Raw genomic sequence first — 13351 nt, 5'->3', positions numbered from 1 at the left:
AAATCTCTCAACCGGCTGATGGGCGGCTTGATCTCGCCGCAGGATGTTATCGCAACGAAGCTGATCGACATCAGTGGGCAGCGGGTCACTCTACTCGGGTTCTTCTGTCTGCTCGACAGCGATGAACCGGCCTTCCCGATCGTCACACCCCGCACGGACGCCAGACGGACATGGCTTGCACTGGGTCGTCTGGAAAGCATTGCTGGAGCCGTTGATGGGACGGCTTCTGAAGACACAATGATGGTTCACCCAGCGATCGCACAGGCATGCCCGTTCATCGGTGAATTGCCGCGTGGCTGCTAATCTCGCGTTGTCGGATGGGTCACCTCGTTTCGGAACCGAAAAGGCCACACACGAACTAAGGCACTCGCAACACGATCGCACCCTTCGACTTGGTGACGCCTGGCGGGCAAACCTGGAGGGTGTTAGCGACTTCTAAATACAGGTTGAGTATTTTGCCGTGAAGAGATAGCTGAAACGATGTAGTGGAAGTCTTTGGCGTTGGAGGCTCGCTCATTCGTAATACCTTGCGAGCGTCAGGGCGGCCACGTGAAGCTTAATTTCGAGGTCCGCACGTGGGTGTTTCTTGGACGAGCATCCCAATTTGAAATGGGGCGTATCTATGATCATCCTCGTTAAAACTTGAATAGTACAGACCCCGAACTATCGTTGACATTCCACTTGTCTGGCTGTTAGGGTTTAGCCCGTTTCGCAAAGGATAGTTATTTTCTCTCGCTGATCAAATTTCTGGAGGCACTTGTTATGCGACGTTTCTATCTCTCCGGGGGGATTACCCTGCTATTGCTGGCGTGCTCCTGTATAGGGTTCGGGCAAGCGGTCAATGCAAATCTGGTGGGTACGGTTACAGATCCAACCAAAGCAGCCATTCCCGGTGCGACAGTAACCATTACAGAGACAAAGAGCGGAGTGACCAAAAGCGCTCAAACGAACGAGAGTGGCAATTTCGATTTCGAAGCCCTGCAGCCTGGCACCTATGACATCGTTGCAGTACAAAATGGTTTCAAGCAGGCCAAGATCGAAAACAGATTGCTTTTGGTCAATACGACCATGCGCGTTGACCTGACGCTCGAAGTAGGTTCCGCGACAGAAAGCATTACCATCTCTTCAGCCCCCGAAGCCCTCAAGACGGACCGGGCGGATGTTGGAATAGATATCTCCTCTCATCAGGCAGAGGACCTTCCACTCACAACGAATCGAAACGTACAGGGGTTGCTTGCACTTGTGCCGGGCGCCACAAAACCGCATCTTCAGCACTCCAACTTCTTCAATGCGCAGGCGTCCCTTTCTACCGAGGTCAATGGCCAGTCTCGACTTGCCAACAACACCGTCATCGAAGGAATTGACGATAATGAACGTTCCGGCCTGCTGCAGGTTCTCATTCCTCCCAGCGAAGCGATTCAGAGTGTAAGTGTATCGACCAGCAACTATCCGGCTGAGTTTGGAAGAGTGGGTGGAGCGGTAACCGACATCATTTTGAAATCAGGCACGAACGATTTTCACGGCGCGGCCTACGAGTTCAATCGTGTGAGTGCATTGGCCGCCAAGACCTACTTCCAAACTGGCCCCAATCCGGTAACGACCTACAATTACTACGGAGCCAATATCGGTGGGCCAATCATCCGTAACAAACTGTTTATCTTTGGCGACTACCTCCATGTTGCCGATCACCAGGGACAGTTCAATACGATTACTGTACCCACCGCCGCATTTCGTAACGGAGACCTAAGTGCGGGTGGCTTCAATATCTATGACCCCCAAACCGGCAATCCCAATGGGACGGGAAGGTCTCAGTTCAACTATCAAGGCCGCCTTAATGTCATCGATCCTGCAAGGATCAGTCCGATCGCCAAAAATATTCTGGCTCTCGTCCCGCTCCCCAATGTTCCCGGAGCGGGCCTAACGAATAACTACTCCAAGAACACCCATTTCACTCGTGACACGAATTCTTTCGATGTTAAAGCCGATGCCAATCCTCATGGGGAGGATCACCTCTCCTACCGTTATAGCTGGCAAAAGGTTGACCAGAACCAGGAGGCAATCTTTGGATCTGTGGGTGGGCCTGCGCAGGGAGCGAATAACGCGCATGGAACGCAGACCGCATACAACACCGCCTTCAACTACACTCATGTCTTTGCTCCGACATTGCTGACAGAGATTCGCCTTGGGCTCAACCATTACAAAAATGTCGCTCTTCCCGTTGGCTATGGCACAACGGCTTCAACGGCGGTGGGCATTCCCGGAGTCAATGTCGACCAACTGACAAGCGGCATGACTGGAATTGATATCGCAGGCTTCTCCTCTCCGATGCTCGGCACGGGTGCCTCCTATCCCTGGAACCGTGGCGAAACCAACATCGACCTCTCGAATAACTGGACCCTGATCAAGGGAAATCACAGCTTCAAGTTCGGCGTAAATTACCGTCGTGTTCGCGATGATCTTCAGCAAGGGCAGGTCTTCGGACAGAGAGGTGTCTTTCGGTTCCGCGATGGACAGACTGGACTGAAGGCTACCTCCGGAACTGCGCCAAAAACGGGTCAGGCAAATGATTTCGCGAGCTTCCTTCTGGATATCCCGAATGAAGTAGGGCGCGATGTTAATGTAAAAGACGCCTCGTGGAGAGAGTCACAGGTGTTTGCCTTTGGCCAGGACACATGGCAGGCGACATCGAAACTCACATTAACCGCTGGATTGCGGTGGGAGCTTTACGTTCCGCCAACGGCGCGCCATAACGGGGATTATTCGAACTACGATCCCACGACGAACTCATTGATTATCGCCGGAATTGGCGGCAATCCTGCGAACCTCGGCATGAAGACGCGATACTACTACTTCGCTCCTCGCTTCGGCCTGGCCTATCGCCTCGATAACAAAACGGTCGTCCGTGCAGGATATGGAATCAGCTACCAATCCTGGCCGGATAACCTGAATGTTTATGCCACCAATTTTCCTCTGAAGCAGAATAATTCCTTTCAGGCACTGAGTACCTATACCCAGGCATTGGCGCCGGATGGTTCTGGAGCATCGATGGCGGCCGGGTTCCCGGCACCTATCATTGCCACCATTCCTGCCAATGGAATTATTCCGGCAAACACGCCTTCGTTGATTGCCCAGACTTACTACACCATACCGACCGACTGGAAGGCTCCTTACACGCACTCCTTCAATGCAGCCGTACAGCGTGCTCTTCCGGGCGGATTCGTGCTCGATGTCGCTTATGTCGGGAACGTCGGGATACGGCAGCCTCAGGGCTACAACATGAATGCAGGACTCATAGCCGGGGCCGGTGCCGCGGGGCAACCGGAGTACGCACAGTTCAAAAGAACTGCCGCGACGAACATCTTCAAACAGGCCGGATCGAACTACAACTCGCTCCAGGTAAAACTGGATCGTCGGTTTACGAATGGACTGTCCGCTACTACCTCCTATACCTATCAGAAAGCGCTTGGCTATACGACCTCGAGTGGAAGTGGTGTAGGTGGCACAACTTTTTATACTGATTTCTCACGTAATTATTCATTGCTGGGAAACAACCGGAAACATACGTTCGTTCAAAGCTTCATCTATGAGCTTCCCTTCGGGAAGGGCAAGAAGTGGCTCAACAGTGGAGTGGCAAGCTGGGTAGTTGGAGGGTGGCAGGTTACTGGTGTTCTGTCGCTCGAATCGGGGGCACCTTTCTCGGTGACAGCAAGCACTGCCAGCCTGAATGCTCCAGGAAACGGAACGCAGCTGGCAAACACCGATGGAACTTTTCATAAGCTGAAAGGAGTGGGAAAGAGCCTGTGGTTCGATCCGTCATCCTTCAGTCAGCCTTCCGCCGCAACAACGGGCGTTTCTGGTCTCGGAAATAGTGGGCAGAACGCCTATATCGGACCGGGCTTCTTCAACCTGGATGGTGCGCTCTTCCGAAAATTCGCAATTACAGAAAGAGTCGGATTGGAGCTGCGTGCAGAAGCATTCAGTCTTACAAATACCCCCCAATTCGGCAATCCGAACGGCAACGTTACAAGTCCGGATTTCGGGCACATCAACTTTACGAATGGCAATGCAACCGGAAACCGCATAACAGAGCTTGCAGGAAAGATAACCTTCTAAAGAAACTTGCGTTAATAAGGAAAATGATTCCCGCAATAGGCGTCGCTTTCTTGCGAGAAAGCGACGCCGTATTGTTATGGATGATCCACAGATCCTGGACGGGGATGCTTTGCAACAGACCTGCAATTTCAAGTCAAGCGAAGCGCGTTTCTATGACGGGCCAACCTTCTATCAGCGGCTATTCATTGAAGTATGCCGCTGGCATTCCATATCTGGAAGCATCTCAATAAATTGGCAGTAGAAAGGGCAGGGCGATATGCGGTCGTGTAAGACCTTTGCGCAATATATTCGGCGGTCTCCAGGCCAATGAGTGTAAAGCGCAGCCGCTGTCAGCATGCCGCAACAAGGGGCCAGAAAATAAATCCACAAGCCAGCCCACAGAAACGCAAACAGAGCGGACGAAAATGAACGGGCAGGATTCACGCTGAATCCTGAAAGATTAGGACTCACGGTGTAGAAGATGATGGTCAATCCTGCCACCCAAAAAGGTGTTGAACCCACCAGGCGAGGTCGATTGGATGCGAACAGGATGGTTCCCATTACTATCCCGGCGAAAAGGAATATTACGAGGAACGCCGATCCAACCCCGTTCATCCCCGGAAGGGTTATTACGTAGGAGACCGGCGGCATGGAAAGACGGCGTCTGAGGATCAGCTTTGCAACAAGGACTCCTCCAAGCCCGCCGAGGAATTGGGACAAAATATAAAACATCGTGTCCCACCTATGAATAAAACCGAGACAATAGTATGTGAATGTGAGTGCCGGATTGAAATGAGCCCCCGTTCTCCTCCCGAATGGAGACCAAATAATGGCAAGTGTCACTATCGCTACCAGTGTTCCCATGACGAAAGCGTCCACTGTCTTTGGAAACGTCGATAGCGGGGAAGCCTTCCAGTAGATGTACGATCCCGAGAAGCAGATGCCAAGCATAAGCGCGCCCAGTTCCGCTCCTTCCATGAGGTATTCCCGCCAGTGAACTCTGATGGCATCGGATAACGTTGCATTCTGTGGAAGGGCTGTGACCGGAAACTTAGGCGCAATTTCCCTCAACGCCGGATACCCAGGCGAGTGCATCGGCTGGCCTCGAAATTCTTGGAACATGCGCATACGACTTCTTATAGGCCGAGGGTGACATTTGATTGGAGGTCGAACAGCAGATGAGAGTGCTCCCCCGAGCAGGATTGTCCAAGGACTCTAGGGCATAATCGAGTTATTCGCTTAACAAACAACACTTGCAGGCGTAGCATACACCGCTTCAACATGATTATCTGAATCGCACGTCATACGCCTTTGTCAGTTCATTAAGTTTTCGAAGCAGGTTCATGCCAGCAGTTTGTTGTAGGGCCCGCTTCCCGGGATGAGCGGCCCGTAGACCTCCGGCCTGGTCTGACGATCCATGTTGTCTCATGTCTTACGCAGACACTCGGTTCAGAACGACAGATTTCTTCCCGAAGTAGCCGATCAGATAGAAAGACACCCCGAAGGAGATGATGTCTTTGAAGAGGAATAGACCCAGGAAAGTCATATATCGGATCCCATGAACCAGCATAGTTGTTCCGGGAGTCGAGATGATCATGGTGCTTGTTATAAAAAACATGAGGGAAGCAATGAGTCCACCGATGATTCCTGCCTGAGGCTTGAAATATCCCGCAATGATGAAGAACGCTGCAAGCCATTCTGTAATCCCGATCAAATCCGAACCGATATATGGACCAAACAAATTGAAGTGCCACCATATCAATGGGCTGTTCGAAACTAACGGGATGATCCCTTCAGCTCCCGGAGCAGTCATCTTGAACGCGCCGGCCCAGAGCAGCATGACGATCATGCTAACGCTGGCTATCAGAAACGGAATGTTCCGATCGTAGATCCACACAGCCAGGCGGACCAGCCGCCCCGAAGCTCCAGCAAAGAGATTGCCGGAAGGCAAACGGTCTCCGTTAGGCGCGCTAATTGATTTCGCTGAAACTACCTGGTTCACAAGTCATCTCCTTTTCCTTTTGGGAAATACCTTTTCGCTTCGCCTGCGGTACTTAGGTAAAGCGGCCACTGTATCATCGGTATCTTCTGGTTTGCAGCATGTGACCTCACCTCCGTTGATCTCTCTCGTCGCCTGCGACCCGGGCGAATCCAGATGGCAAGTGCGTGACGGAAAGCTGACACTGTCTGAGCTCAGGCAGATTATTCGTCACACCTTTATTGCTATCGCTTCTCTTTAATTGGCTCACTTATTTTGCAGAGTTCGTGCCAACAGCCTCGATGATCAAGTCGACAACGGAGTCCGGGGCTGTGTACATCGGTGAATGGTCGACTTTCTGAGTCCGCATGTTCGCATTCATTCTCTGCGCCATGAATCGCTGTGTTTCTGGATTGACCATCCGATCCTTCTCTGCGACCAGATACCAGGACGGCGTCTTTCTCCATCTGGAGTGTTGCACCTGCTCCTGAATGCATTGCACGGCGATAGGCCGTTGAACGGCAGACATGATGGCGAGTTGATCTGTCGAAGCTTCGTGAGCAACGGCTGAACGAAAACCTTCTTCGGGCATCCAGATCAATCCGTGAGCGTCCGGTTGCAGATGCGGCGCTTGTGGGTGTGGCAACGCGCGATAGAAAACATCGGCGACGGTTTCTCCCTCGGCCGGAGCCAGCGCCGCAATAAATGCTAAAGACGTCACCTGGGCCGAGAGAGTGGAGCCAATTACCGCGCCCGCATATGCATGCCCGACCAGCGTGACAGATCCTGAAGTCCTCTCGATCGCGCGCTGCAATGCATCTGTGTCGTCGATCAGCGATGTCAACGGAAGTGGAGCTGCTATTATCTTCAAGCCCATTCTTTGTAGTGGACGAATGATGTTGCTCCAACATGATCCGTCTGCCCAGGCACCATGAACCAACACCACCGTGTGAGGGGTCCTCTCATTCATCGCGACGCTGTCTTTCTGTCTTCTGCACGAGCGCCATCAGGGCAGAGAAACTCCTTCATTGCCGACGCGATCTCTGACACGTGAGTTTCTAATGCAAAATGACCAGTTTCAAGAAGGCGAACCCGCGCACCGGGGACGTCTTGCCGGAAAGCTTCTGCACCAGCGGGAACGAAGAAAGGATCGTTTTTTCCCCATATGGCTAGCAGGGGTGGAGCGAATGTACGAAAGTATTCCTGAAACCGAGGATACAGCTTAAGGTTCGACGCATAGTCGAGGAACAAATCTAGTTGGATATCCTTATTCCCAGGACGCTCAAGTAGCGCAGCATCCAAAGTGTAGGATTCAGGAGCAATCTTGCCCGGGTCTGTTACACCGTGGGTATATTGCCAACGCGTACCTTCGAAGGTCAGGATGTCTTTACGTAGGGCCTCACGATTCTCTGCAGTGGGTTGAGACCAGTAAGTTCTGATCGGTCCCCAAGCATCGCCAAGGCCTGCTTCATATGCGTTGCCATTCTGGGTGACGATCGCTGTCACCCGCTCCGGATGGCGCATTGCCAGCCGAAAGCCGATCGGTGCACCATAGTCGAACGCATAAAGTGCATAGCTCTGCAGTGCTAACACCTCAGTGAAAGCTTCCATGGTGTCCGTCAATGCGTCGAAGGAATAGATGTAATTGCGATTCTCGGGGATTTCGGTAAACCCAAAACCTGGAAGATCCGGAGCAATTACGCAGTACTCGTCTGCGAGACGCGTGATCAGTTCGCGAAACATGAATGATGATGACGGAAAACCATGCAGTAAGAGAATAGTAGGAGCAGCAGGATCGCCGGCAGACCGGTAGAACACCTGAACGTCATCTGTCTCTACTCTGGAAACTGATACCCGCGGTATCGCATCGCTTCTGTTTACAGCTTCTGCTGAATTGATTTGGGTCATAACATCCCTCCTTGGGTGATCGAGTCAGGTTGATAGGGGTTTTCGCAGTGGCGGAAGCGTTGTTTGGGAAGCCCATTCGCGCCCGCTAAATTCCGTTTCTGTTGTATTTCGTCGATATCCGCGTTCCTGCAATACCCATCCATTGCCATCTGGATCGGAGAAGTCGGCGAAGCTCGCATAGTCTCCACGCATTGGGTCGACGCCCGATGCAAATCCGCCGTCCCATCTGCCGATTGGAGTTTTATGCCGAATATCGCTAACCATCACCCCACGTTCGAGCAAACTATTCCGTGTGGTTTCAAGATCCGAGACAACCAGATAAAGATTCTGGACTGAGCCTGTGGGCTCGTCGGTAAGTCCTTTACCAATTTGGATAGAGCAATTCGAGCCTGGTGGAGTGAGTTGAACGATCCGGAACGTGCGTGTGGGCGAATAGTCGACATCCAGGACGAATCCGATCTGATCGACGTAGAAGCCTATTGCGCGCTCCACGTCAGCTACCGGAAGGACAATCACCTCGATTGAAAAGCTAGCTTGTACCACGGTCAGTTCCCCTATTTACGTCTTTCATTAGAGCGTTGCCACCAAGCTGCTCATGCCCGAACGCCCGGCTGTCCTTCTTCAATAGTGAGTAGACGATCTGGGCCATGGGCAACTACTGTCTGGCCCGGCTCAAGCTTCATAGCCTTACCGTCCAATTCAACCGAGACGATGTCTGGCTCGAACGAGACGAACCCGGAGATGCGGTCAACTTCTGAATAGGCCTTCGGATAGGACCACGCCCCAAGACGTGCAGCTCCGATGTCGTAATAGTTGCAGAGTCCTTTGTACGGGCAGAAAGTCTGATGTTCTACCGCCGTTAGAGAAGACATGTCGACATCAGCATGGGGAACGTACCACCGAGGAGCAAAGCCAGATTCATAAAGGGCAAGTGGACGGTTTGTGTTTGCAATGATGCAGTCGCGATGTCGAACGACAAGGCTTCGAGATGTCCGGCGTATGTCGATCCGATGGTAGCTATCCGTAGCGTGGCCTAAGATGCGCTCATCCTCTTCATAGAAGGCCTCCATCGCGGCCCATGCAAACGCGATGTGATCGCGCAACTCGTCTGCATAAGCTGGCAGTTCGATATGCTGCCAGGCGCCTCGTGAGGCTCGTTGCCCTCCTGCCTTTACGATGTGCCAGGAGGTGCGGCCGAGGTCTTGGTGCTGCGTCGTATGCGGAGTTGCCTCCAGAACGTCTGGAGCGATGTCTGTTTCCGGAAAGTAGGCGACCGGATAACGTCCAGGTTCGAAGAGAAGAATCACATGTTCGCTGTCAGCGATCCATGTTCCCCCAAAACGAACCCGCATGCGCCGTCGCAACGGTTCGATGTAGAGTAGCCGTTTTGGTAGGGGCTCAGGAACTAGAAATCGGCCTATTGCTCCCGACGATAGTGGACCTTGCTGCCAAGACAATCCCATGATCGACCTTCAATATTCTGCGGGTTGGTGTGAGTGCCCTCCGACATACCAGCTTCGGGCCGGAGCACTCCTTTATGGATTTGCTTGCAAGTCACGAGCCAACAATCTATTCGAATTAAATGTGCTGCAAAATTCGTCGTTCCTATCAGATAACAATGTTCCAACTGTGGATAAGGATGAACTCGCCTGACAGAACCGTGACGGAATACCAACAGTGACAGGAAATAGACAGCGTACCGACAGGACACCGCTGTTATCGCTGTGGGCTATTACAAGTCCATCGGGGAGGCGAGAGGGAACGCATACGGTCCCCGTTGGTTCTTCCGCGTGTTCTCACCGAAGCTCTGAGTCACGTGTGAGGCTTGCAATTGAGGTATTGGTGAACTTGTAGCTATTTTCCATGTGAATGGTTTGTGTTTCCAGAAATGAAATGTGCTGGGGCCAATCCTTTCAAATAGCCAAGCGTATTCCGGTGAATTGCCAACGCATGGCTGGAGGGAAGAAGTTACGGTAGGTCGCACGCACATGATCTGCGGGTGTGACACACGATCCTCCCCGCAAAATCATCTGATTCACCATGAATTTTCCGTTGTATTCACCCAGTGCTCCGGGAGGACGTTTGTATCCTGGATATCCCGTATAGGGGCTGGAAGTCCATTCCCAGCAGTCGCCAAACATTTGTGTGACACCAGACTCGGTGACCCGCGAGGGGTGCAGTCTCCCGGTATCCAGGAAGTTTCCATGCTGAGGCAGCTGGCTGGCGACGGACTCCCACTCAGCTTCGGTGGGAAGGCGGCATCCACGCCAGCGCGCGAATGCGTCGGCTTCGTAGAAGCTTACGTGACACACAGGCACATCGAGCAATCCTGAAATTCCCTGCCATCCCCTGAGGGTAAACATCCGCCAGCCTGTTTCCTCGCTGGCATCGCGCTCCCAATAGAGTGGCGCTTCCCATCTACTTTCCTGAACTGCGTCCCAACCATCAGAGAGCCAAAGCTCCGAACGGATATACCCGTCATCAGCCATGAATTCCAAATACTCTCGGCAAGTCACTTTGCGATTCGCAAACTCGAATGGCTCGAGGAGTACTCGGTGGCGCGGAGTCTCGTTGTCGAAGCAGAAATCAAACGGATCTTCGAAGTTCGGAGAGCGACCGATCTCGACCAGGGCGCCAGAGAATTCCCGCCACTCGAGACTTGGCACAGAAAATGGTGGTGTTTGAGGGGTGTCTGGCGATCCGTACACCGGGTGGATCGGATTCGAGAAAAATGCATGCTTGATGTCTGTGAGCACCAGCTCCTGATGTTGCTGCTCATGATTCAAACCGAGCACTATACGTCGAGATACTTCTCCATCGATTGTGGAAGCGAACAGTCGTTCCATTGCATGGTCGACATGGTCGCGAAAGGCCAGAACCTCATCGAGGGAAGGGCGCGAAAATGAAGCCCGAAGCTTCTTTTGGGGGATCTCCTCGCCGAGGGAGATGTAGTAGCTGTTGAAGAGACGGTGAAAGTCTTCCCGGAAGGGGCGATAGTCTGGAAGAAATGGCCTCAAAATAAAGGTTTCGAAGAACCACGTTGTATGGGCTTGGTGCCACTTTATAGGACTTGCTTCGGGGAACGATTGAACCATCTGGTCCTCAGCAGACAATGTGGCCGCAAGAGATTGGGTCATAGATCGCACTGCTTTATATTTTGCTTCGACATCTGGCATGGCTAAGATGGTGGCCGGACTCGCGAAGCAACTCAGACATACACGCGATTTCAAACATTCAAAGCTGGTTCCTTACCGGCGAGACATCAAGCTGCAAGCGAGATGCCAAAGTCCGAATACGCCACAAGCGTACTGAGAGTGATCTGAAGTCGTGTAGCTTCGAAACGAATCCGTTCCCTACGGTCTTAATCCGGTGACGAACCCGTGACCAATGTCCGTCACTGACAGTTCGCCGTCTCGCCGCTTGGCAGGGATCAAGGTTGCAGAGAGGTTGCAGCTCAATCAGAGGAAGCAGGCTTTCTGAAACTGTTAGCGGAATAAGAATTGCGGCCGATACCAAGCTTCTGCATTTTGTAAACCAGTGACGTCCGTTTTAATCCCAAACGCTCTGCTGCACCGTGCCGTCCTCCGACCACCCAGTTGCTTGCGTCAAGTGCTCTCAGGATGTGGTCCCGTTCCATATCCTCAAGATTTGATAGAGAAGGAAGATGCCCTTTGGACGCGGTATACGGCTCCAACTCCGTGATCGGCGCGCGTAACACCGTATGGGGCGAAAGGATCACCGCGCGTTCGATAAAGTTCTGCAGTTCCCGCACGTTTCCCGGCCATCGATACTTGGTCAACGCATCTATCGTTTCGCGGGGGATGTCATCGATCTTTTTGCTCATCCGGCGCGCATATAAATCGACGAAATGTCGGACTAGACGGGGAATATCTTCAGTTCGCTGCCTCAGAGCAGGGATCTGGATAGGGAAGACTTTCAGGCGATAGTAGAGATCCTCGCGAAATGTCGTTTGTTTTACCATAGCGGGCAGGTCACGATGCGTAGCCGCAATCACGCGAACATCAACTTTGTGCGTGTGAGTTCCGCCTAGCCGTTCAAATTCCTGCTCCTGTAGAACGCGCAGCAGCTTCGCCTGAAGTTCCAGCGGGATGTCACCAACTTCATCCAGAAACAATGTTCCTTTATTTGCGAGTTCGAATCGGCCTGTCTTCTGTGCGATTGCTCCGGTGAATGCTCCTCGTTCGTGGCCGAACAGCTCGCTTTCGAGAAGGCCTAGCGGAATAGCTGCGCAGTTCAACTTTACAAAAGGTCGATTTCGACGATTGCTCAGGTTGTGGATCGCACGTGCGATCAGCTCCTTGCCTGTTCCGGTTTCTCCCAGGATCAGAACGCTGGAATCTGTGGGAGCCACTATCGAGACCATTTCCAGCGCGGCTCTCAATGCGGGACTATCTCCGACAATCTCCCCAAATTCGGAGCGAACCTCTTCTTCGAGATAAAGTCGCTGCTTCGTCTCTTTGTCTCGATCCGTTATTGCCTTTTCATATTCGAGTGCATTCTCGATCGCCAGGGCCACTTGGCGGGAGAGTTGTTCAAGAAAACTGATCTCATCGTGCTCCAGCGTCTTTTTTGAGCGATTTAAGGCGGTTAGAACGCCAATCACTCCATTCCTGCCCAGGAGAGGAAGGCAACATCCTGATACAAACCCTTCCTCTGTGAACCGCTGCTGGGTGCGCCTTCCTCCACTATTCGCGACATCTCCTACGGCAAGACGAAGGTCTTCGAAATCGTTCAAGAATTGAGTCTTGCCTGTTCGAAAAGCCTCGCCACACAAAGAACCAGCCTTCAGTACATACGGGCCATCCGCTATGGAAGCTCGCGCCTCCGGATTGTATAGCGTCGTTACGCTCAGATTTTCCTTGTCGTCATTAGGAAGAAGTACCGCGCAGAAATCACACAGCGTCACCCTAAGGAGATCGGTAGACAGTGTCTCCAAGAGCTGCTGCAAATCAAGCTTGGATGCCATGCTGCTTGTAATCTCTAGCAGCAAGCGCAACCGATCGCGCTCAAGCCGCAACTTCTCCTCATTCTGGTGGCGCTCGATCGCGATGGCGGCAATACGGCTTGCATTCTCGATGACCTTGATGTCTAGAGGATTGGGGCTACGCACTTCACGATAATGAATTGCGAAAGTACCCAAGACCTGGCCGTCTCGTGTGAACAGTGGCTGCGACCATACCGCCCGAATCCCGAAGGGCAGGATCCGGTCACGATAAACATCCCAAACCGGATCCTCAAGTACATCAAGAGCAAACACGGGTTCTCTTCTGTATACGGCCGCGCCGCAGGAACCCCCCTGAGGTCCGATCTGCATGGTTCCAGCTTCAACCACGAAACCGGGCATACTTGGAG

Annotated in this window: 10 protein-coding genes; 2 read left to right on the top strand and 8 right to left on the bottom strand. The window is 52.6% G+C overall.

Translation table 11 applies throughout. From position 1 onward, the window contains the following. Positions 1-18 precede the first annotated feature (18 nt). Together GWR55_RS08275 and GWR55_RS08270 are read left to right on the top strand one after the other, a co-directional pair. Positions 19-303, top strand: a complete 285-nt coding sequence (locus tag GWR55_RS08275; protein ID WP_162401845.1) for a hypothetical protein — start codon at positions 19-21, stop codon at positions 301-303. Positions 304-762: 459 nt separating this feature from the next. After that, positions 763-4113 carry a TonB-dependent receptor gene (locus tag GWR55_RS08270; protein WP_162401844.1) on the top strand — a complete coding sequence of 1117 codons (3351 nt, stop codon included), beginning with the start codon at positions 763-765 and terminating at the stop codon, positions 4111-4113. 171 nt (positions 4114-4284) lie between these two features. On the opposite strand, the gene GWR55_RS08265 is transcribed toward GWR55_RS08270, so the two are convergent. The 8 genes from GWR55_RS08265 to GWR55_RS08230 all read right to left on the bottom strand — a co-directional run bounded on the left by GWR55_RS08265 (position 4285) and on the right by GWR55_RS08230 (position 13343). Beyond that, positions 4285-5220 carry an MIP/aquaporin family protein gene (locus GWR55_RS08265; protein WP_162401843.1) on the bottom strand — a complete coding sequence of 312 codons (936 nt, stop codon included), beginning with the start codon at positions 5218-5220 and terminating at the stop codon, positions 4285-4287. Positions 5221-5524: 304 nt separating this feature from the next. After that, a complete protein-coding gene (locus GWR55_RS08260) occupies positions 5525-5941 on the bottom strand; it encodes a DUF417 family protein (RefSeq protein WP_238398719.1) in 417 nt (138 codons plus the stop codon). Positions 5942-6341: 400 nt separating this feature from the next. Then, positions 6342-7040: an alpha/beta fold hydrolase gene (locus GWR55_RS08255; RefSeq protein ID WP_162401841.1), complete on the bottom strand. Its 699-nt coding sequence runs from the start codon at positions 7038-7040 to the stop codon at positions 6342-6344. Then, positions 7037-7978, bottom strand: coding sequence for an alpha/beta fold hydrolase (locus GWR55_RS08250; RefSeq protein WP_162401840.1), 942 nt, complete (start codon positions 7976-7978; stop codon positions 7037-7039). The genes GWR55_RS08255 and GWR55_RS08250 overlap by 4 nt, the downstream gene beginning before the upstream one ends. Positions 7979-8002: 24 nt before the next feature. Beyond that, the gene (locus GWR55_RS08245; protein ID WP_162401839.1) at positions 8003-8521 is read right to left on the bottom strand and encodes a VOC family protein; all 519 of its coding nucleotides are present in this window, start codon (positions 8519-8521) and stop codon (positions 8003-8005) included. A 50-nt stretch (positions 8522-8571) separates the two neighbouring features. Then, positions 8572-9330, bottom strand: a complete 759-nt coding sequence (locus tag GWR55_RS08240) for a DUF427 domain-containing protein (RefSeq protein WP_202925598.1) — start codon at positions 9328-9330, stop codon at positions 8572-8574. Positions 9331-9891: 561 nt separating this feature from the next. Then, positions 9892-11154, bottom strand: coding sequence for an ergothioneine biosynthesis protein EgtB (gene egtB / locus GWR55_RS08235; protein ID WP_162401837.1), 1263 nt, complete (start codon positions 11152-11154; stop codon positions 9892-9894). 278 nt (positions 11155-11432) lie between these two features. Beyond that, on the bottom strand, positions 11433-13343 hold the full coding sequence (locus GWR55_RS08230; RefSeq protein ID WP_238398718.1) for a sigma 54-interacting transcriptional regulator: 1911 nt from the start codon (positions 13341-13343) through the stop codon (positions 11433-11435). Positions 13344-13351 lie beyond the last annotated feature (8 nt).

The organism is Edaphobacter sp. 12200R-103, from assembly GCF_010093025.1.
In the GTDB taxonomy this organism is placed as follows: Bacteria; Acidobacteriota; Terriglobia; order Terriglobales; family Acidobacteriaceae; genus Edaphobacter.
Note: the sequence above shows the minus strand (reverse complement) of the source record. Positions and strands in the feature narration are given on the sequence as shown.